This window comes from Pseudomonas sp. SC11, assembly GCF_047039205.1.
Taxonomy (GTDB): Bacteria; Pseudomonadota; Gammaproteobacteria; order Pseudomonadales; family Pseudomonadaceae; genus Aquipseudomonas; species Aquipseudomonas boreofloridensis.
Genome location: NZ_CP178183.1, coordinates 691,301 through 711,135, shown reverse-complemented (window position 1 = coordinate 711,135; position 19,835 = coordinate 691,301). Strand labels below are relative to the sequence as shown.

16 protein-coding genes are annotated in these 19,835 nt (G+C 65.4%); 6 read left to right on the top strand and 10 right to left on the bottom strand.

Annotation, left to right across the window (positions count from 1 at the left end; all coding sequences use genetic code 11):
• The first annotated feature begins 50 nt into the window (after positions 1–50).
• The gene (locus ACK2SD_RS03285; RefSeq protein ID WP_412461330.1) at positions 51–944 is read left to right on the top strand and encodes an alpha/beta hydrolase; all 894 of its coding nucleotides are present in this window, start codon (positions 51–53) and stop codon (positions 942–944) included.
• Here ACK2SD_RS03285 and ACK2SD_RS03280 read toward each other — a convergent pair.
• Genes ACK2SD_RS03280 through ACK2SD_RS03270 form a run of 3 tightly spaced genes read right to left on the bottom strand, consistent with a single transcriptional unit; the run spans position 941 to position 4,141 of the window.
• On the bottom strand, positions 941–1,744 hold the full coding sequence (locus ACK2SD_RS03280; RefSeq protein WP_412461329.1) for a nucleotidyltransferase domain-containing protein: 804 nt from the start codon (positions 1,742–1,744) through the stop codon (positions 941–943). The two genes, ACK2SD_RS03285 and ACK2SD_RS03280, sit on opposite strands and share 4 nt — an antisense overlap.
• 39 nt (positions 1,745–1,783) lie before the next feature.
• On the bottom strand, positions 1,784–2,989 hold the full coding sequence (locus ACK2SD_RS03275; protein ID WP_412461328.1) for an RtcB family protein: 1,206 nt from the start codon (positions 2,987–2,989) through the stop codon (positions 1,784–1,786).
• Positions 2,990–3,010: 21 nt separating this feature from the next.
• Complete coding sequence (locus ACK2SD_RS03270; RefSeq protein WP_412461327.1) at positions 3,011–4,141, bottom strand: slipin family protein; 1,131 nt, start codon at positions 4,139–4,141, stop codon at positions 3,011–3,013.
• Positions 4,142–4,720: 579 nt separating this feature from the next.
• Between ACK2SD_RS03270 and rtcR the strand changes: the two genes are divergently transcribed.
• On the top strand, positions 4,721–6,316 hold the full coding sequence (rtcR, locus tag ACK2SD_RS03265) for an RNA repair transcriptional activator RtcR (RefSeq protein ID WP_412461326.1): 1,596 nt from the start codon (positions 4,721–4,723) through the stop codon (positions 6,314–6,316).
• Positions 6,317–6,393: 77 nt separating this feature from the next.
• Here the strand turns inward: rtcR and ACK2SD_RS03260 are convergent, their stop codons facing one another.
• From ACK2SD_RS03260 to ACK2SD_RS03240, 5 genes are all read right to left on the bottom strand, one after another.
• Positions 6,394–7,728 carry a hypothetical protein gene (locus tag ACK2SD_RS03260; protein WP_412461325.1) on the bottom strand — a complete coding sequence of 445 codons (1,335 nt, stop codon included), beginning with the start codon at positions 7,726–7,728 and terminating at the stop codon, positions 6,394–6,396.
• Positions 7,729–8,109: 381 nt separating this feature from the next.
• Positions 8,110–9,093 (bottom strand): zeta toxin family protein, encoded by a 984-nt coding sequence (locus ACK2SD_RS03255; protein ID WP_412461324.1) that lies wholly within the window; start codon positions 9,091–9,093, stop codon positions 8,110–8,112.
• 127 nt (positions 9,094–9,220) lie between these two features.
• Positions 9,221–10,417, bottom strand: a complete 1,197-nt coding sequence (locus tag ACK2SD_RS03250; RefSeq protein WP_412461323.1) for an SGNH/GDSL hydrolase family protein — start codon at positions 10,415–10,417, stop codon at positions 9,221–9,223.
• Between the two features lies 1 nt (position 10,418).
• A complete protein-coding gene (locus ACK2SD_RS03245; RefSeq protein WP_412461322.1) occupies positions 10,419–11,522 on the bottom strand; it encodes a DUF459 domain-containing protein in 1,104 nt (367 codons plus the stop codon).
• Complete coding sequence (locus tag ACK2SD_RS03240) at positions 11,509–12,912, bottom strand: MBOAT family O-acyltransferase (protein ID WP_412461321.1); 1,404 nt, start codon at positions 12,910–12,912, stop codon at positions 11,509–11,511. Before ACK2SD_RS03240 ends, ACK2SD_RS03245 begins: the two co-directional genes overlap by 14 nt.
• A gap of 336 nt (positions 12,913–13,248) precedes the next feature.
• Between ACK2SD_RS03240 and ACK2SD_RS03235 the strand changes: the two genes are divergently transcribed.
• From ACK2SD_RS03235 to ACK2SD_RS03220, 4 genes are all read left to right on the top strand, one after another.
• Positions 13,249–13,491, top strand: a complete 243-nt coding sequence (locus ACK2SD_RS03235; RefSeq protein WP_029614518.1) for an exodeoxyribonuclease VII small subunit — start codon at positions 13,249–13,251, stop codon at positions 13,489–13,491.
• Positions 13,488–14,375, top strand: coding sequence for a (2E,6E)-farnesyl diphosphate synthase (gene ispA, locus ACK2SD_RS03230; RefSeq protein WP_412461320.1), 888 nt, complete (start codon positions 13,488–13,490; stop codon positions 14,373–14,375). Before ACK2SD_RS03235 ends, ispA begins: the two co-directional genes overlap by 4 nt.
• 105 nt (positions 14,376–14,480) lie before the next feature.
• Complete coding sequence (gene dxs, locus ACK2SD_RS03225) at positions 14,481–16,376, top strand: 1-deoxy-D-xylulose-5-phosphate synthase (RefSeq protein ID WP_039580739.1); 1,896 nt, start codon at positions 14,481–14,483, stop codon at positions 16,374–16,376.
• 94 nt (positions 16,377–16,470) lie between these two features.
• Positions 16,471–18,342 carry a TonB-dependent receptor domain-containing protein gene (locus ACK2SD_RS03220; protein WP_412461319.1) on the top strand — a complete coding sequence of 624 codons (1,872 nt, stop codon included), beginning with the start codon at positions 16,471–16,473 and terminating at the stop codon, positions 18,340–18,342.
• Here ACK2SD_RS03220 and ACK2SD_RS03215 read toward each other — a convergent pair.
• Both ACK2SD_RS03215 and ribA read right to left on the bottom strand, forming a co-directional pair.
• The gene (locus ACK2SD_RS03215) at positions 18,320–19,129 is read right to left on the bottom strand and encodes a cobalamin-binding protein (RefSeq protein ID WP_412462262.1); all 810 of its coding nucleotides are present in this window, start codon (positions 19,127–19,129) and stop codon (positions 18,320–18,322) included. The genes ACK2SD_RS03220 and ACK2SD_RS03215 overlap by 23 nt on opposite strands.
• Before the next feature lie 16 nt (positions 19,130–19,145).
• Positions 19,146–19,763 (bottom strand): GTP cyclohydrolase II, encoded by a 618-nt coding sequence (ribA, locus tag ACK2SD_RS03210; protein ID WP_029614517.1) that lies wholly within the window; start codon positions 19,761–19,763, stop codon positions 19,146–19,148.
• Positions 19,764–19,835 lie beyond the last annotated feature (72 nt).

Here is a 19,835-nt window from a genome sequence, read left to right as displayed (position 1 = left end):
GCGCCGCCGCCCCGGCGCGGCCCCCATGGACGACCTGACGAGACCGCCTGATGAACACGTTTTTCTGCGCCCTGGCCCTGCTGCTGCCGCTGGCCGCGTTCGCGCAACCCGCGCCCGAACAGACGATCGACACTCACCTGCTGCAACGCCACGACCTGCCCTATCGTTTCACTACCCTCGACCTGGACTCGGCCGATGGCCAGCGTCACTACCGCCTGTGGATCGGCAAACCCGAGCGCCCAGCGCCGCCCGCCGGTTACCCGGTGGTGTGGATGCTCGATGGCAATGCGGCCCTCAGCGCCTTGCAGGCCCCGGCCCTGCGCCGACTGGCCGATGGACAGGCGCCGGTGCTGGTCGCCATCGGCTACCAGAGCGAGTTGCGCATCGAGCGCAGCGCCCGCACCTTCGACTACACGCCGCAGGTGCCGGGTCTTGCCGAGCAGCGCGACCCGCTGAGTGGTCAGCCCAGTGGCGGCGCCGATGCCTTTCTCGATCTTTTGGAGCAGCGCATGCGTCCGCTGCTGGCAGCGCAGCTCGCGCTGGATGCGCGGCACCAGACCTTATGGGGACACTCTTATGGCGGTCTGGCGGTGCTGCACGCGCTGTTCACTCGCCCGGGGATGTTCAGCGACTACGCCGCCGCCAGCCCGTCACTTTGGTGGCGTGATGGCGTCATCCTCAGCGAAGCTGACGGCCTGGCCGAGCGCCTCAAGGACCATCGCCCCCGCCTGCTGCTGATGCGCGGCAGCGAGGAGCCGGCCAACCCACGTGCGCCGCTGGGCAGCGACGGCGAAAACGCGCTGCAGCAACTGCGCACCACGCTGGCGCCGATTCAGGCATTGCAGGTGAGCTACCGGCGCTTCGAGGGCCTGGGGCACGGACCGATGCTACCGGCGTCACTGGCGGCGGTGCTGGAATCACTGGCCAACAGCCCCACCCCCTAGCCGCCCTGGCAGCGCCAGACGGTCTCGCGCAGGAAGCGGTCCAGCGCGGCGCTGTCACCGCGTTCGCCGCGCTCCACCTCGACCGCCTCGGCGCGCATCAGCTCGGACTCGATGAACTGATGCAGCACGTCATCGCGCGGCCCATGCTGCGCCTCGCCGGCCCGGCGCTTGCGCACCAGCAGGCGCTCGATCGCCTCGCGCAGTGGTGGCTCCTCGACCATGCGTTCGAACAGCGTGGTGAAGGCCGTCGGCGGCATGCCCAGCCCGCGGTCGATCCAGCGCACCGCCAGCAGTGGGCGGATCACGTACAGGTACTTCTTCAGCCGCACCGTGTCGCCCAGCAAGTAGCCGCGCAGGTTCTTGCGCGCCATCGACAGATAATGATGGCGCACCGCACGCGGCGAATAGAACGCGTGCCCCAGCGCCGTCAGTTGCTCGCGCGCCTGCGCATCGGCACGATACACCAAGGGTGAACCTAGCCATTCGAGCAGGCTCGGGTTGGCCCCGCGCAGCAGGCGCAGCGCCTTGCGCAGTTCCCAGCCGCTGACGTCCAGCTCATCGCTGAGCGGCCGCTCGATGACGTCGCGCGGCTCGTCCACCCGCAAGTACCACTCGGCGCGGTGAACGTAGACAAAGCGCACATCGTAGTCGCTGTCCGGCGAGGCGAAGCCCCAGGCGCGACTGCCGGATTCGCAGGCGTACAGCACCGTGACGTCATGCTCGCGCTCGATGCGCTGAAGTTCTTCGAGCACCCGCGCACGCATGGCGTCGGACAGGGGATGGGGATCGTGCTCGTACATGGTGACTCTCCTCGCTTGAGCGCCTTGCCGGCGCTCCTCTCAACCTTTCACGCACACCACCTGACGCAGGGTGTGCAACACTTCGACCAGCTCGCGCTGGGCGTTCATGACCGCATCGATGTCCTTGTAGGCCATCGGGATTTCGTCGATCACCGCCGCATCCTTGCGGCACTCCACATGGGCGGTGGCGCGACGCTGGTCTTCGACGGTGAAACGCTGCTTGGCCTGGGTCCGGCTCAGCACCCGACCCGCGCCGTGGCTGCACGAGCAGAACGACTCGGCATTGCCCAGGCCCCGGACGATGAAACTCTTGGCGCCCATGGAGCCGGGAATGATGCCCAGCTCGCCCTGGCGCGCCGACACCGCCCCCTTGCGCGTCACCAGCACCTCCTGGCCGAAATGCTGCTCACGCTGCACGTAGTTGTGATGGCAGTTGATCGCCTCCAGGCTGGCCTCGAAGGGCCTGCCCAGCACACTGCGGGTCGCTGCCACGGTGGCGCGCATCATCAGCTCGCGGTTGTGCCGGGCGAAGTCCTGAGCCCACCCCACCGCCTCGACGTAGTCGGCGAAATACCGACTGCCTTCCTCGAAATACGCCAGGTTGCGATCCGGCAAGTTGCCCAGGTGCTGACGCATGTCGGCCTGGGCGCGCTCGATGAACAGGCTGCCGATGGCATTGCCCACCCCGCGCGAGCCGCTGTGCAGCATGAACCAGACCCGGTCGGCTTCGTCCAGGCACACCTCGACGAAATGGTTGCCGCCGCCCAGGGTACCCAGGTGCTGGCGGTTATTGGTCTTCTCCAGCTGAGGGTACTTGTCGGTGATCGCCTTGAAGCGCCCCGCCAGCGCGCTCCACGCCTGGTCGGCCTGGCTGGGCACATCGCCCCACGCCCCTTGGTCGCGACGCCCGTGCGTCTTGCCATGGGGCACCGCTTTCTCGATGGCGCTGCGCAGGCCGTGCAGGTTGTCCGGCAGGTCGCGGGCGTGCAGCGACGTGCGCGCCGCGATCATGCCGCAGCCGATATCGACACCCACCGCCGCCGGGATGATCGCCCCGACGGTGGGGATCACACTGCCGATGGTCGAACCCTTGCCTACGTGCACGTCGGGCATCACCGCCAGGTGCTTGAAGATGAACGGCAGGCGCGCCGTGTTCATCAGTTGCTGGCGCGCGGCGTCATCCACCGGCACGCCGTCGGTCCACAGTTTGATCGGCTTGCCGCCGGCCACTTCCAACAGATTCATCGTCGTGTTCCTTGTCGTCGCTCAGCCGGTCTTGAGGCTGACCAATCCATTCAATACGTGATCCAGACCACCGAACACGGAGATCCGGTCGATACGTTCGGCCACCCGCTCCAAGGTTTCCAGTTCCTTCAGGCGCAATGCCGTCGGGCTGCCTTCCATCACCTTGGCGGTGTTGAGCAGCGAGCGCGTCGCCTGGGTTTCCTCGCGGCGCCGGATCACGTTGGCCTGGGCCGCCTTCTCCGCTTCCACCACTTGCGCCAGCAGGGTCTTCATCTCGCCCGGCAGGATGATGTCGCGCACACCGAGGGTGCTGACCTCCAGGCCGCTGTCCGGCAGCAGCGCCTGCAAGTGCTCGCCGATGCGCGCGTCGATGTACTGCTTGTCGTCGAGCAACTCGTCCAAGGTGCGCGTGCCGACTGCCGCACGCAGGCCCAGTTGCAGCTCACGGTACAGGTGCTCCACCGGTTTGCTGAAGCGTGCATGGGCCATCAGCACATCGCTGTAGCGCCAGTTGGCGACCAGGTTCAGGCGCAGGCTCACCTTGTCGCGGGTGAGGATTTCCTGACCGTTGACTTCCAGCGCCTGCACTCGGGTATCGACGGTCTCCACGGCGACCTGGCTACCGCAGCGCCAGAAGCCGTATTGACCGGCCTGCAGGAGGTCGACCACGGCACCGTCGATCTTCAGCACACCCACATGGAACGCTGGCACGGTGACCAGCAGTACATGCTCGAGCCCAGCCAACCCCGGCCGGTTCAGCCGCGCCAGCAAGGCGGGTGGCACGCGGCGGCCCTGGGTCAGGTCGATGCGCTCCAGCGTGTGCTGGGCCTGGCCTTTCCAGTACAGGCGGCGGCTGTCCGGGCCGAGCAGTTCCATCAGCTTCCCATCCTCCAAGCGCAGGCCCAGTTCGTGCTCGCCCAGGTCCATGCGCTCGAAGTAGTGTTTGACCAGTTGTGGCTGGTGCTGGCGCAGGTAGCCGGCCAGCGGATGGTCGAACAGCGGGGTGTTGAGGTTGAAGGTCTGCACCGCCAGCCGGTCGTGCCAGTCGAAACGCGGATACAGCCCAGGCTCCAGGATCGCCTGAAAATCGCCCTCGTCGAGCAGCAGGCCGCGTTCGTTCTTTTTCACGATAAAGCGTTTCATCCATTTCATTGTTCTGTTCCTCTCATTCATGTGCAGGGTGCCGGTGGTGCCGACTCACCGAGCACTGGGGGCGGAACCCGGCGCAGTTCTGGGGCCGGGAGCCAGGCTCCAGCGGCGGCCGTCGTTGCGCCAGGTCCGGCCAGCAGGCCGGGTGAATCGGCGGTGGTGCCGGCAATGCTTGCCGACAAGGGGCCTTCCTGGCCCTGCACCGCACCAGCGGGTGTTGCGTCATAGCTACCTTCGGAGGGTAGTGCCGGGTCTCCCCGGCGAGCGTTCGCGCAGCCGTTTCACGGGTCTGCACGAGAACGACCGGTCGTTGCAGCGGCGGCATGCACGACACCAACACCGGAGTGGGTACGTGCACCGGCGGGGTGGTAACCCCTTGCCCGAGGGCCTGCCTGGCGATGCGGTCAGAGAGGTTATTGCGAACGCTGTGCCAGCTTTCCAGCGACACAACGCATAAAAATTTATCTCATTGATTTATAAGAATTTATTTTCATGATCCGGTTTATCTGGATTTTCATCGGGTGATTGGAAGCTGAAATTTAATATACGCTTGGATCATCACTTATCTTTTTGGATAAACCCGTGAACAAGTCACGCGTCGCCATCGGCTTTCTCGGTTCCACCCTCGACCGCAACGGCAAGGGCGCCGCGCGCTGGAACCGCTGGCGCCCCACCATAGGCCTGTGCCGCCAACCCGACCTGCCGCTGGACCGCCTGGAGCTGATCCATGGCCCAAGCGCCCGCGACCTCGGTTTGGCTGAGCGCATCCGCGCCGACGTGCAACAGGTCTCGCCCGCCACCGAAGTACGCCTGCACCCGCTCACCCTGCGTAACCCCTGGGACTTCGAGGAGGTCTACGGCGCTCTGCACGACTTCGCCAGCGACTACCGCTTCGACACCGAGCGCGAGGACTACCTGGTGCACATCACCACCGGCACCCACGTCGCGCAGATCTGCTGGTTCTTGCTGACCGAGGCGCGCTACCTGCCGGCGCGCCTGGTGCAAACGGCGCCCTCGCGCCAGCGCGACGAAGCCAGCGACCCCGCCGGCACGGCCACCCTGATCGACCTTGATCTGTCGCGTTACGACCAGATCGCCTCGCGTTTCCAACGCGAGCAGGCCCAGGGTCAGTCGCTGCTCAAGTCCGGCATCGCCACGCGCAACGCCGCCTTCAACCGCACCATCGAGCAGATCGAACGGGTCGCCCTGCGCTCGCAGGCGCCGGTGCTGCTGGTCGGACCGACCGGCGCCGGCAAGTCGTTCCTGGCCCGGCGCATTCACGAACTCAAGCGCGGTCGTCATCAGCTCGAAGGACGATTCATCGAAGTGAACTGCGCGACCCTGCGCGGCGACGGCGCCATGTCCGCCCTGTTCGGCCACGCCAAGGGCGCCTTCACCGGCGCGCAAAACGCCCGCGAAGGCCTTTTGCGCGCAGCCGATGGCGGCATGCTGTTCCTCGACGAGATCGGTGAACTGGGCGCCGACGAGCAGGCCATGCTGCTCAAGGCCATCGAGGAAAAACGCTTCTTCCCGCTGGGCGCGGACCGTGAAGTGCAGAGCGATTTCCAGCTCATCGCCGGCACCCACCGCGACCTGCGCGCCAGAGTCGCCGACGGCTCGTTCCGCGAAGATCTGTTCGCCCGCATCAACCTGTGGACCTTCGCCCTGCCGGGCCTGGCCCAGCGCCGCGAAGACATCGAGCCCAACCTGGACTTCGAGCTGCAACGCCACGCCCGCGAGCAAGGTCGCCAGGTGCGCTTCAACCTGCAAGCCAAACGCCGTTACCTGGCCTTCGCCCATGCCAGCGAAGCACGCTGGGCCGGCAACTTCCGCGAGCTGTCGGCTTCGATCACGCGCATGGCCACCCTGGCCGACAGCGGGCGCATCGACGAAGCCTTGGTCAGCGAGGAAATCGAGCGATTGCGTCACGCCTGGGGGCTGGATAGCCAGACCGAGGACGATACGCTGCTGGCCGGGCGCGAACTCGACCTGTTCGATCGGGTGCAGCTACGCGCCGTGATCGACGTGTGTCGGCGCTCGGCCAGCGTGTCCGAGGCCGGACGCGAGCTGTTTGCCGTGTCGCGGCAAGAGAAGGCCAACCCCAACGACGCCGATCGCCTGCGCAAGTACCTGGCGCGGTTTGGGTTGGTGTGGCAGCAGGTGAAGGGCGAGAGGTGAAGGCGTTGCAGAAGCGGTCAACCTGGAGCGACCCGCGGCACGCTCGCCCACGCATGACGTGAGCGAGCGACTGGGCATCAGGACGGGAGCTTGAGCGGCGTTTTTGCCAGTTGTCGCCAGGTGCTCACGATGACCTCGGGAACACCCAGCGAGTTGCGCAACTCGGACTCCTTGAGCGTCTTGTATGCCTCGAAATGCTGCAGCAACAGGTCCTTGTTCGGGTCGTTCCCCTCTTTGTCGCGGCCGGCCTGACGACATTCCATGACCTTGGTCTTCCAACTCGCTGGCAGCGGGACTTCACCGACCTCCAGATCATCCACATACCAGACGAAGTGGCGGCAACTGCCGCCGCTGGTATCGCCCAGGGCACAAAGGGTCTGCTCGTGCTGATGCACTTTCGCCCTTCGGTCGGCGATGATCTTCGGCCAGAGCTTCTCGGCGAAATCGGCGTACTTCAATGCAGCCTTGGCCACAGTTCCGTCGTCGGGGCGGCCGTAGCTGGACAGCAGTGGATCACGCACTACGCCGTCGCGCCCCAGATTGCCGGGATCGACCACGGCCATCTCCTGGAACAGGGCCAACTGCAGGCTCGCCGCGATCAGAAACACGCTGAAGCCCAGTTTCGCGTACTTGTCGCTCATCAGGGTGCCCAGCATGCCCCCTGGCCCGGACAGGAAAGTGGACTCATATTTCTGTAGCAGGGTGAACAGGTGCTTGCGGTCTTCCAGCACAGTCAGATCCCGAGCGGCCTTGGCCGGCAGGTACTCGTACTCCAAGTGCTGCTGGATGCTCTTGATGGCACCGTCGACGCTGTCGATCAAGCTCTGCTGCAGCTCTTGGCCGACGATCCGCTTCATCTCTACGTAGACTTTGTCGAAGTAGCTGGGCACTCCTGGCGGGAATACCGACTCGAACAACGACTTGGCGATCGCTCCACCGAGCGAAGACAGCAAGCTACCCGCAAGCTTGGAGCCGATGGTCGCCAGCACCTCCTCAGGGTTGTCCAGGAACAGTTCAGTATCGGCCGTGTCGGACAGCACCTTGGGCATCGCCCCGAGGAAAAGCAGGCGTCCGTCCTGATCCACCGCCACTTCCTTGAACAGATAAACCAATTGGCCGAAGTTGGTGGTGCGCAGCAGCACGACAGATCGAGGACGTGCACCGTTGAAGGGTTTGTTCAAGTAGGTGAACGTTTCGTCCTGCAGCACTTCGCCCTCGAGTAGCGGCGTTTCACGCTGTATCGACTGCATGACGCACGCCGTGCGCGCAGCATGTTGGCGCAGTACAGAATCACGCAGGGAGGGCAAAGCGTCGGGTGACGCCACGGGGATCGCCGACATCGGCGCAATCATCTTGCCCAACGTGGCCTCGTCCATGTCATGCGTACCGTGATGGGCGAGATACTGCAGCATGTGTCGCCTGGCGTAGTCTGGCGGCGCGTCGGGGTAGAGACCTGGGCGATACCGAAGATAAAACCGACATTGATAACGTGATCGAGCGCTTTTGCGTCTTGCATCATGACTCCTGGATCCCTGGGGAGAGCGAGAGTGGACGGTAGTTATCAGAGCTGGAAATAAGGATGTGCCGGACGGCGACGAGAGCCGAAATGGAGAGGCTTGAGTGGGTAGCGCTCCGCAATTGATATCAAAGCGCCATCAATAGCCGAATTGGCGATACCACGCAATAGCCATTCGATCAGGCGTGCTCACCCGCGCAGTGCCTGATCGTTGGCATGACTGTTTCACGACGACTGTTTCACGACGACTTCACTGAGCCCACAGCGCCAAGGCCCTTCACGCATAGGCGTACTTGAGCACGTACACACTCAGTTCCCGGAACACCGACTGCGGAATCGCCGGCATCAGCGCCTGGGCCTTTTCCAGCGTCTGGCAGCAGTGCTGCACCATCTGCTGGCGAGCGGACGCATCGACCATCCCGGCATGCACCACCTGCGAGTACTGCACGTAGGAACAGGGGAAGTTGGCCTGTTCACTGCGGATGATCTGGAAGTGCGGATTGAGCTGCGGCGCTGTCACGAACGGCCGGCCCTTGAAGTCAGGCTGCGGCGTCAAAGCGGCGGGCGCCTCGCAGCGGCTATGGCACAGCGCCTGGCTTTCCATACCGGTTTCGAACCCTCGGTGATACAAGGTGATCTCCGAGCCGGGCGCCTGGGTGCAGGCATTCTCGAACGCATCGAGGATCGCGCGGGCATTGCCCTGGGAGGTCTCGATCTTGCTCAGCGGCACGAAACGCTCGAATTCGTCCTTAGCCACCGCCTTCACGCCACGGTGCAGCGTGGCCCAGTGACTGAACTCCTTCTGGCAAGCGATCAGGTGCACCTCGAAGCGATAGCCGAGCGCCACAGCGGTCGCGGGGAAGCTGGCGAAGTCGGCGCTGTCCAGCGCGCTCTCCATGATGATGTTGTAACGGTTCTGGAAGGCATAGCTGAACAGCTTGTTGCCCAATGCCCAGATGAATGGCTCGGTCTGCGCGTAGACTTCCAGCCCGCTCAACGCGCGCATCTGCTCATAGCGTGGATGCAGGGCGCGATACGCCGGCACATAGAGGCGAACGTAGTTGTCGTAGGCGTTGCCGGGCAACAGGTGATTTTCCAGCAGGTAGGTTTTGCCTGAGCCCTGTGCACCCGCGACGATGAGCAGCTTTGGCTGGGGCTGACCGTCACTGCCTACATCGCGGGTCTTGTCGAACAAGGTGGCACTGACGGCCTCGAACACGGCCTGCAACTCGGCTTCGGTGTAGGGATAAGGATGGGACATGAGGACGTTCTCCGGGCGAATGACCCGTGATCGGGTCGGCCGCTGAACTGTCCATCAGGTGCTACCGGTGGGCGCGGTAGATAAAGCCCGCACCCAGTCTTCGCTGGACTGGGTGCAGAGCATGGGCTCACTGCAGTTTCAACTGGGCCTTGAGAAACGCATACAGCAGTGCTGCGCTCTTGCGATAACCGTCGGCTGTCAGGTGCACCAGGTCGGGCCGCCCCAGGCCGCTGGCCTGCCAGGCGGCGATCGAGCACGGCCCACCCATCTCGGCCTGCCAGTCCCAGAACAGTGCCTTGTACTTCTGCGCCGCCTGGCGCTGGATACGTACCACACCGGCCAGCGGCTGCGGCTGACGCGCCGCGCAACTGGCCGCGCGGCGCTGCTTGATCGAGTCCGGCGGGCCGACCAGCAGGATCGCCGCCTTGGGCATCTGCTGGCGCAGTTGGCTGAGCGTGGCCTCGAGGTGCGCCTGGTACGCCTGAAGGTCGAGCGTGTCATCGAACGCTTCGTTGGTGCCATAGGCCAGGATCACCAAGTCCGGACGCAACGCCTTGAGCGTGTCCTGCCAGCCGGCCTGCCACTTGTCCACCACCTCCAGCCGCGCACCGTTGATGCCCAGCGACGAATAAGTCACCCCGGCGTTCTTCTGCCCCTGGATGTACCAACCGCCCAGCGCCACGCCCTTGGCACCCTCGACGCTCAACTTCACCGGCAATCCGAGGTTGACGAACGCCGGACTCAAGCGCCACTGGCCATTGCTGGCCGGCAGCATGCGCCGTTGGCTACCGTTGGCAACCAGCGTGGCGCTGCGGCTGGCTTGATACAGCGCGGAGATCCGGTAGCGCTGCGCGTCGGGATCGCGCGCCTGGATGTTCACCGCCGCCCGTTCGGCCAGCGGCGTCGACAGATAGCCGCCGAGGGGGAAGCGCTCGCTCTGCTGATTGCGCGCCGACACCAGTTCCCACTGGCGTCGCTCGCTGGTGATGATCACCCGGTCGCTGCGAATGCCCGGCACCGGCGAAGCCGGCACCAGGCCGATGCCGCCGTCGCCATAACGCGCCTGCAGCAGCTTGCGCAGCTCGCCGCTGAACAGGTCGGCAGCGGTGTGCGAGTCGCCCAATTGCACGATGGAGATCGGCGTGCGCCCCGCCGTCCGGAACTTGCCGGCCAGCAGCGCCAGGTTGCCGTCGTCGCGCGCGGCAACGCTGGCGCGTACAGATGCCTTGGCGTTGGCCTGGGGCGGCGCGCTGGCGCCGGTGCTGCAAGCCGGCAAAGCGCTGACGATCAGCGCCACGCCCAGCAGGTGATGCCATTGGCGCATCTCAATGTCCTGTTGCGGTCAGGACCGGGAAGTCGATCAACGACAGCACCTGTGCGGCGATCATCTTCTGGCCCGTGATGGTGAAATGAATGCCGTCGTCGACCCGGACCTTGACCCGCTTGCCCTCCGGCGTTTGCACCGTATACGAGAACTGATCGTCGTCATAGCCGAGAATCGGATTGGCCGAAATGTAGTGCTGGCCGAACTGCGCGGTACGTTCCTGATACAGCCCGCTGAGGTACTGCATGGCCGTCGACAGCCGCGCTTTCTCCATGTTCGGCGGGCCGACCCAGATCACTTGGACGTTGTGCTCGCGCGCGCATTCGAGAATGGCGTCGATGCGCGCGCGATAGGCCGACTCCCAGTCCGGCGACTTGAAGCGCAGGAAGGGTCTGCCCTTGCCTTGGGGCATGTCCCAGGGATCGTTGGGACCGAGGAACACCACCATCAGACGGATCTTCGGATCGCCGGCCAAGGTATCGGCCACGGTGCGCGGCCAGTCGAAGAATCCGGGGTAAGCCAGGCCGGTGCTCTGCCGACTGAGGTTGATGGTGTTGATCTGGTAACGCTTGCGCAGGCTGTTGGCCAGATGAGGGGCGACACCCTGCATCAGCGAGTCACCCACCAGGAACACTTCGTCGCCAGCGGCGAGGGTGGCCATGGCTCCCTTGGCAGGCGTCGGCGCATCGGCGGGCGGCACTGCAGGCGTCGGCGTTACCGGCGCGGCGGGCTCATGGACAGGCACCGCCGCGGGCACCGGCGGGTGCACGGCGGCAGGCGTCTGCACGTCGACGGTGACCACCGGCAACGCGGGCGGCAAGTCCACCAGCGGCGGCGCTTCGGCCAACGCGATCTGCCCACGCAGGCTGTCGAGGAAGCTGTCGCGACCATGCTCCAGCGCCGCCGTCAGGCCGGCACCGAGGCGCCAGGTGGACGACTGCCCCAGCAGCGGCAATTCGCAACTGCGATGGTACTTCTGCTGGCAATACAGGCCGATCGAATCCTGATTCAACCAGAACAGCACAACGGTGGTCACCAGCAGGGCATACAGCGTGCGCAATGCGCCGATCTGCACCTGGAACAGGCGGCTTTCAGAAACTGGCATAAATGAACCCCGGCACGCCTGACTGCGAAGCGAAGATGACCAGCGACACGAACAGCGCCAGCGGCAAGGGATACACCTGCCAGGGCAGGCGCTGGCTGGCGGCGAAGCCTTGGCGCAGGGTGGTCAGCCACAGCGGGTATGTGGCGATGTACAGCACGCAGGCCAGCAGTAGCACGCCAGTGCTGGAGTCGAGTCCGGCCAAACTTATCTGGCCGATGTCACCGAGCATTTCCCAGGCGCCCTCTAGCGTCGGGCTGCGGAAGAAAATCCAGGCGAAGGCGACATAGTGGAAGGTCAGCAGGCGCGCCAGCAGATCGGAGCCCGGCAAGCGGGCGAAGCCGGGGCACCACTGTTCGAACAGCTTGTACACCGCCAGGCCAACGCCGTGTAGCGCACCCCACAGGATGAAGTTCAGGCTGGCGCCATGCCACAGACCGGAGATCAGCATGGCCAGCAGCATGTTCTGGTTGCCGCGCCATACGCCTTGGCGATTGCCGCCCAGGGGAATGTAGATGTAGTCGCGGATGAAGCGCGACAGGCTGATGTGCCAGCGCCCCCAGAACGCCTTGAGGTTACGCGCGGCATAGGGTGCATTGAAGTTGTCCGGCAGCCGGAAGCCCAGCAGCAGGGCGATACCGGTGACCAGGTGGGTATAGCCGCTGAAGTTGAAGTAGATCAGCAAGCTGTAGCCATAGACGGCGAGCAGCACCTGCTCGGGGGTGTGGCTGCCGGGCGTCTCGAACACCGGATCGACCCACTGGCTGCCCAGCCAGCCGCTGAGCAGGAACAGCTTGACCACGGCCAAGGCAATCAGCCCGAGCGCGCGTTGGGGTTCGAGCACCTCGCGCAGGGTGGTGGGGCGGATCTGCGGCAGCAGGTGCTCGGCGCGGTTGACCGGGCCGGCGATCAGGCTGGGGAAAAAGGCCAGGTACAGGGCCAGGTCCAGTGGCGCAGACGAGCCCATTTCGCCGCGGTTGATCGATACCAGGTAGCTGACCGAATGAAAGGCGTAGAACGACAGGCCGATGGGCACCAGCAATTCGAGCACCGGCAGCGACAGGTCGAGCCCGGCGCTGGCGAAGGCGCTCTGCACGCCGCTGGCGAAAAACTCCTGGTACTTGAACAGGTAAAAGCAGCCCAGCACCAGGGTGAGCAGCAGCGCGCCATTGAACCAGCGTCCCGGCTGGCGCGCCGCCAGCAGGCCGAGCAGATACACCGCCGCGCTATAGCCGAGCAGGACGTACAGCGACTCCAGGCTGAAGCTGGCCACCAGGGCATAGCTGGCCACCAGTAACAACAGGTTCTGCAGCCGCACGCTCCAGCACAGACACCAGTAGAGGACGAAGAAGAGCGTGAAGCTCAGGCCGAATTCGATCGAAAGGAAGCTCACACTGTAATCCGTTACGTGACCTTGAAGGCTTGAGGGAGAGGCGCCCGATTAAGCGCCGTTGAGGCTCGGAGCGGTGCGTGATGCGAGTCACTCAGGGCTGCTTGGCAGACCCGAAGGCATTGAGTGAAGAACATCCCAAGATCAGAGCGGGCAGGATTATGGCAGAGGGTAAATGGGTGCTCAATCCGACTGATCCTCAAAATGCAATAAGAATGTTCCGAGCCAAATGCAACAAAATGCGTCAAACACCCTGCGTCAGATTCCCGGCCGCCATTTGCTCGCTCCGCGTCGCTCTGCTAGTGTCGCGCCGTTGAAACCGCCACCGAGACAGCCGCCATGGCCCGCAAGAAGACCTCCATCGATTTCGAACAATCCCTCGCCGACCTGCAAGCCTTGGTCGAGCGCCTGGAGACCGGCGAGCTGTCGCTGGAAGAGTCGCTGGCAGCGTTTGAGCAGGGCATCGCCCTGACCCGCGACTGTCAGGGCGCCCTGTCCCAGGCCGAGCAGAAGGTGCAGATCCTCCTCGAGCGCGACGGCGAGCTGGCCGCCCAGCCCTTCGACGCGGAACCGGAGGCATGATCGCGCGCTACCAGGCCCAGAGCCAGGCGCGCGTCGACGCCGCCCTCGAACCGCTGTTCGTGGCGCCGTCCAAGGAACTCGAGCGTCTTTACGCGGCCATGCGCTACAGCGTGATGAATGGAGGTAAGCGTGTGCGTCCGCTGCTCGCCTATGCCGCCTGCGAAGCGTTCGGTGTCGAGGCCGAGCGTGCCAACGGCGCGGCCTGCGCGGTGGAGCTGATCCACGCCTACTCGCTGGTGCACGACGATCTGCCGGCCATGGACGACGATGACTTGCGCCGTGGCCAGCCGACTACCCACAAGGCCTTCGACGAAGCCTGTGCCATCCTCGCCGGCGACGGCCTGCAGAGCCTGGCCTTCAGCGCCCTGCTCGACGATCGTCTGAGCCCGCAGCCCGATGCCATCCGCCTGGCCATGGTGCAGGCTCTGGCCCTGGCCGCAGGGGCGGCCGGCATGGTCGGCGGCCAGGCCATCGACCTCGGCTCGGTCGGCATCAAACTCGACCAGCCCGCCCTGGAATTCATGCACCGGCACAAGACCGGCGCACTGATCGAAGCCAGCGTGCGCCTCGGCGCCCTGGCCAGTGGCCGCGCCGAGCCTGGGCAGTTGCAGGCGCTGCAAGGTTATGCACGCGCAGTCGGCCTGGCGTTCCAGGTACAGGACGACATCCTCGACGTGGAAAGCGATACCGCGACCCTGGGCAAACGTCAGGGCGCCGACATCGCCCGCGACAAACCGACCTACCCGGCGCTGCTGGGCCTGCAGGCGGCCAAGGCGTACGCAATCGAACTGCGCGACCAGGCGCTGGTCGCACTTGAAGGGTTCGGCGAAAACGCCGAGCCGTTGCGGGACCTGGCGCGCTACATCGTCGAACGCCGCCACTGAATGTGCGGGGCTGCTGCACGGCCCCCGCTACCCCCCGTCTGAATGGGCAGCTTTTCCTCCAATGGGGTAAACTGCCGCGTCTTCAAACCTATAACGACTCGCCTGATGCCCACGACGTTTCAAGAGATCCCCCGCGAACGCCCGGTCACGCCTTTGCTGGACCGCGCCGACACGCCCGCCGGCCTGCGCAGGCTGGCCGAAGCCGACCTGGAGAGCCTGGCCGACGAACTGCGCCAGGAGCTGCTCTATACCGTGGGGCAGACCGGCGGGCATTTCGGTGCCGGCCTGGGCGTCATCGAACTGACCATCGCCCTGCACTACGTCTTCGATACGCCCGACGACCGTCTGGTGTGGGACGTGGGCCACCAAGCGTACCCGCACAAGATCCTCACCGGACGCCGCGAGCGCATGCTCAGCCTGCGCCAGAAGGACGGCATCGCCGCCTTCCCGCGCCGTAGCGAAAGCGAGTACGACACCTTTGGCGTCGGCCACTCCAGCACCTCGATCAGCGCAGCGCTGGGCATGGCCATCGCCGCCCGCCTGCAGCACAGTGCGCGCAAGTCCATTGCCGTGATCGGTGATGGCGCGCTCACCGCCGGCATGGCCTTCGAGGCGTTGAATCACGCCCAGGAAGTGGATGCCGACATGCTGGTCATCCTCAACGACAACGACATGTCGATTTCGCGCAATGTCGGCGGGCTGTCCAACTACCTGGCCAAGATCCTCTCCAGCCGCACCTACGCGAGCATGCGCGAGGGCAGCAAGAAGGTGCTGTCGCGCCTGCCGGGCGCCTGGGAAATCGCCCGTCGCACCGAGGAATATGCCAAGGGCATGCTGGTGCCCGGCACCCTGTTCGAAGAACTGGGCTGGAACTACATCGGCCCGATCGACGGCCATGACCTGCCCACGCTGATCGCCACCCTGCGCAACATGCGCGACCTCAAGGGCCCGCAGTTCCTGCACGTGGTGACCAAGAAGGGCAAGGGCTTCGCGCCTGCCGAAGTCGATCCGATCGGCTACCACGCTATCACCAAGCTGGAGCCGACCAACCGCCCCGCCGCGCCGAAGAAACCCAGCGGACCGAAGTATTCCGCCGTGTTCGGCCAGTGGTTGTGCGACATGGCCGCTGCCGACAACCGCCTGGTGGGCATTACCCCCGCCATGAAGGAAGGCTCCGACCTGGTCGCCTTCAGCGAACGCTTCCCAGAACGTTACTTCGACGTAGCAATCGCCGAGCAACACGCGGTGACCTTCGCTGCCGGCATGGCCTGCGAAGGCGCCAAACCGGTGGTGGCGATCTACTCCACCTTCTTGCAGCGCGCCTACGACCAGCTCATCCACGACGTGGCGGTGCAGGACCTGGACGTGCTGTTCGCCATCGACCGCGCTGGTCTGGTGGGCGAGGACGGCCCGACCCACGCCGGCAGCTTCGACCTCTCTTACCTGCGCTGCATCCCCGGCATGCTGGTGATGACGCCAAGCGACGAGAACGAGCTGCGCAAGATGCTCAGCACCGGCCACCTGTACAAAGGCCCGGCCGCGGTGCGCTACCCGCGCGGCACCGGCCCCAACGCGCCGATCGACGGCGACCTGGCGCCGCTGGAAATCGGCAAGGGCGTGATTCGCCGTCAAGGGGCGAAGGTGGCGCTGCTGGTGTTCGGCGTGCAACTGGCCGAGGCCTTGCAGGTGGCGGAGCGTCTCGACGCCACGGTGGTGGACATGCGCTTCGTCAAGCCACTGGACGAGGCCCTGGTGCGGCAAATGGCCGGCAGCCACGAACTGCTGGTCACCCTCGAGGAAAACGCCATCATGGGCGGCGCCGGTTCGGCGGTCAGCGAGTACCTGGCACGCGAGGCGGTGGTCATGCCGCTGCTGCACCTGGGCCTGCCAGACCACTACGTGGAACACGCCAAGCCCGAGCAGATGCTTGCCGAATGTGGCCTGGATGCCACCGGCATCGAAGCGTCGATCACGGCACGGCTCACCCTGCTCGGTCTCTGAACGACGCCGCGCCCCTCACCTGCGGTGTTTTCATCGCGCTTGAGCCCGCTGCCACAGCGCAGCAGGCTCAAGCGCATTTGCTATGGAACGGCACATGAAACCCTCGACCCTGCTCGCCCTCCTCTGCCTCCCCGCCCCGCTGTTGGCCGCCAGCCGCGACGACGCCCTGAAACTCGCCGACACCCTCGTCAGCGCCAACCGGCAGGTGGAGTCACGCACCAGCAGCAGCGCGGCCAACACCGTGTTCACCCGCAGCGACATCGACCGTCTGCAACCGAGCAGCGTCACCGACCTGCTCAGCCGCGTGCCCGGCGTGCAAGTGGCGCCCACCGGCGGGCGCGGCAGCCTGCCGGGTATCTTCATCCGCGGCACCAAGACCGCGCAAAGCCTGGTGCTGGTCGACGGCGTGCGCATCGCCAACGCCAGCTCCGGCGACAGCGGCTTGCAGTTTCTCGACGTCGACCAGATCGAGCGCATCGAAGTACTGCGCGGCTCTCGTTCGGCGGTGTATGGCAGCGACGCCATCGGCGGGGTGATCCAGATCTTCACCCGCCGCGCCAGCGGCCCGGGCCTGCAACCGCGCCTGCGCCTGGCTGCGGGTAGCCAGCAGACGTTCCAGCGCAGCCTGGGCCTGTCCGGCGGCAATGGTCAGACCCGCTTCAACCTGGGCGCCAGCCTCGACCAAACCGCCGGTATCGACTCGACCGGGCCGTCCTTCGCCAGCGACGGCGACCACGATGCCTACCGCAACAAGACCGTCAACCTGAGCCTGAGCCATGTCTTCAACGAGCGCTTCGAAGCCGGCCTGAACCTGCTCGACAGCCGGGGACGCAGCGAGTACGACAATCCCTTTGGCCGCTTCGACCCCGTGACCTTCGATAGCCTCGGTCAGAAGCCCTACACCGATTTCACCGTCAGCAGCCTGGGCAGCTACCTCGATGCCCAGCTCAGCGAGCGCTGGCATTCGCGCCTGGAACTGGGCCACAGCGAAAACCGCGACCGCAAACGCGACACGCTCAGCGACGACGGCAGTGTGTTCAATACCTACCGCGACCAGGTCACCTGGCAGAACGACCTGACCCTCGACGCCGGCCATAGCCTATTGCTGGGTGGCGATTGGTATCAGGACCGGGTGCACGGCAGCACCCGCTTCGATAAAGACAGCCGCAGCAACCGCGCGCTGTTCCTCCAGCATCGCTACCACGGCGAAGCGTTCTCCACCGAGTTGGGCGTGCGCCGCGACCAGAACCAGCAGTTCGGCGGCCAGACCACCTGGAGCGGCAGCCTGACCGTACCGCTGAATGCCGACAACGACCTGCTGCTGTCCTACAGCGAAGGCTTCCGAGCACCGACCTTCAACGACCTGTATTACCCGCAGTACAGCAACCCGGACCTCAGCCCGGAACGCTCCAGAAGCTATGAAGTGCAGTGGCGCAGCCAGTTGGGTGCCGCCAGCCAGTTGGAGGCCTCGCTGTACCGGACCGACCTGCGCGATGCCATCGTCTTCGGCGAAGGCTCGATCCCGCGCAACGTCGCCTCCGCGCGCATTGACGGCGCGGAGTTGGCGCTGACACAGGACTGGGGCCCATGGCGCAGCCAGCTCGGCCTGGCGGTGATCGACCCGCGCGACCGTGACAGCGGCCATACCCTGGCCCGCCGTGCGCGCCGCACCGCGAGCTTGGATCTGGACCGTCAATTCGAGGGTTTCACCCTCGGCGGCAGTTGGCAGGCCGTCAGCAGCAGTTTCGACGACGAAAGCAACCGCCAGCGCCTCGGTGGTTACAGTCTGTTCGGCCTGCGCGGCAGTTGGGCGGTGAGCGACACGTTGAAGTGGGAGGCCAAGCTCGACAATCTGTTGGACAAGCGCTACAGCCGCGCCCTGTACAGCTACGACGGCAGCACCTACGGCTATCGGGAAGCGGGTCGCACCTGGCTGCTGAGCCTCACTTGGACGCCGGCGCTTTAGCGTCGAGCAGCACACACAGCCGCGCAGTCGCTTCGATCATCTGTCCGCTGGGACGCTCCAGTCCTTTGTCGGGCACCACCAGCAGACGCCCGCCCGCCACCGCGCTGAGCGTTGGCCAGGCCTGCCAACTGCTCAATTGCCCCGTGTCGCCCGCCAGAATCGCCTCAGGATCGCGCGCCAGCACCGACTCGACGCTCACCTGTGGCGCGGGCTGGGCCAGATCGGCGAATACATTGCGCGCACCGCACACGGCCAGGGCGTCGCTGACCACCTGGCCACCGCCCAGGGTGTACAGCGGTCGATCCCACACCTGGTAGAACACGCGCAGTGGTCGGTCACGTCGATAGTGCTCGCGCAAGTGGGCCAGGCGCAGACGCAGTCGGTCGGTGTAGCGCTGTCCCGTCTCTGCGCGGCCCAGACGCACGGCGATGGCCTGGATCTGATCGATCAGTTGGTCGAGGTCATGGGGTTCGCCGCTGAACGTGGCGATGCCCAGTTGGCGCAACTGCTCACGCTGGGCCGGTGGCACGCTGCCGGGCCACAGCAGCAACAGGTCGGGTTTGAGCGCCAGCAGTCGCTCCATGTCGAGCTGCCCATAGCCGCCGACCGACGCCAGCCCCTGCAAGCGCTGCGGGCGCTCGCCGCTGTCGAGCACCCCCACCAGCAGGTCGTCGGCGTCCAGCTCCAGCACGATCTCGGTCATCGACGGCGCCAGGCTCACGACCCGGGGCGCTGTATCGGCCCACGCCGCGCTGCTCAGCAGCAGCGCCAACCAGCAGGCACGCATCGACATCAGCGCCGGATCAGGCCTGGGGCACTTCGCCCTGATGCTGATTGCCCATCATGTGACCGAGCTTGTCGGCTTTGGTCGCCAGGTACAGGCGGTTGTGCGGGTTCTGCCCGGTGTGCAGCGGCACGCGCTCGGCCACGGCGATGTTCATGTCGGTGAGCGCCTTGACCTTGCGCGGGTTGTTGGTCATCAGGCGCAGCGACTTGACGCCCAGGTGCTCGAGCATCGGCAGGCAGATGGCATAGTCGCGCTGGTCGGCAGCAAAGCCCAGACGCTCGTTGGCCTCGACGGTATCGGCACCGCCATCCTGCAGTTCGTAGGCGCGGATCTTGTTCAGCAAGCCGATGCCGCGACCTTCCTGGCGCAGGTACAGCAGCACGCCACGCCCTTCCCGGGCAATGGCCTGCAACGCGGCTTCCAGTTGCGAACCGCAGTCGCAGCGCTGGCTGAACAACGCATCGCCGGTCAGGCATTCGGAATGCAGACGCCCGAGTACCGGTTGGCCGTCGGCAATATCACCCAGGCTCAGCACCACGTGCTCGCGGCCGGTGGCCTGTTCGAGAAAGCCATGCATGGTGAAGGTCGCGAAAGGCGTCGGAAGCTTGGAAGCGGCAACAAAGACGACGGGCACGTTGTGCTCCTGAGAAAGTGGGAATTTTCGATGAGCGAGATTGTATCAGCAGCCTGACGGCCGTGGGCACGC

What these genes read in the sequence shown, in the direction of transcription:
- ACK2SD_RS03285 (WP_412461330.1), top strand. Translation starts at nt 51, where the DNA reads ATGAACACGTTTTTCTGCGCCCTGGCCCTGCTGCTGCCGCTGGCCGCG.
- ACK2SD_RS03280 (WP_412461329.1), bottom strand. Translation starts at nt 1,744, where the DNA reads ATGTACGAGCACGATCCCCATCCCCTGTCCGACGCCATGCGTGCGCGG.
- ACK2SD_RS03275 (WP_412461328.1), bottom strand. Translation starts at nt 2,989, where the DNA reads ATGAATCTGTTGGAAGTGGCCGGCGGCAAGCCGATCAAACTGTGGACC.
- ACK2SD_RS03270 (WP_412461327.1), bottom strand. Translation starts at nt 4,141, where the DNA reads ATGAAATGGATGAAACGCTTTATCGTGAAAAAGAACGAACGCGGCCTG.
- ACK2SD_RS03260 (WP_412461325.1), bottom strand. Translation starts at nt 7,728, where the DNA reads ATGCTGCAGTATCTCGCCCATCACGGTACGCATGACATGGACGAGGCC.
- ACK2SD_RS03255 (WP_412461324.1), bottom strand. Translation starts at nt 9,093, where the DNA reads ATGTCCCATCCTTATCCCTACACCGAAGCCGAGTTGCAGGCCGTGTTC.
- ACK2SD_RS03250 (WP_412461323.1), bottom strand. Translation starts at nt 10,417, where the DNA reads ATGCGCCAATGGCATCACCTGCTGGGCGTGGCGCTGATCGTCAGCGCT.
- ACK2SD_RS03245 (WP_412461322.1), bottom strand. Translation starts at nt 11,522, where the DNA reads ATGCCAGTTTCTGAAAGCCGCCTGTTCCAGGTGCAGATCGGCGCATTG.
- ACK2SD_RS03235 (WP_029614518.1), top strand. Translation starts at nt 13,249, where the DNA reads ATGGCCCGCAAGAAGACCTCCATCGATTTCGAACAATCCCTCGCCGAC.
- ispA (WP_412461320.1), top strand. Translation starts at nt 13,488, where the DNA reads ATGATCGCGCGCTACCAGGCCCAGAGCCAGGCGCGCGTCGACGCCGCC.
- dxs (WP_039580739.1), top strand. Translation starts at nt 14,481, where the DNA reads ATGCCCACGACGTTTCAAGAGATCCCCCGCGAACGCCCGGTCACGCCT.
- ACK2SD_RS03220 (WP_412461319.1), top strand. Translation starts at nt 16,471, where the DNA reads ATGAAACCCTCGACCCTGCTCGCCCTCCTCTGCCTCCCCGCCCCGCTG.
- ACK2SD_RS03215 (WP_412462262.1), bottom strand. Translation starts at nt 19,129, where the DNA reads ATGCGTGCCTGCTGGTTGGCGCTGCTGCTGAGCAGCGCGGCGTGGGCC.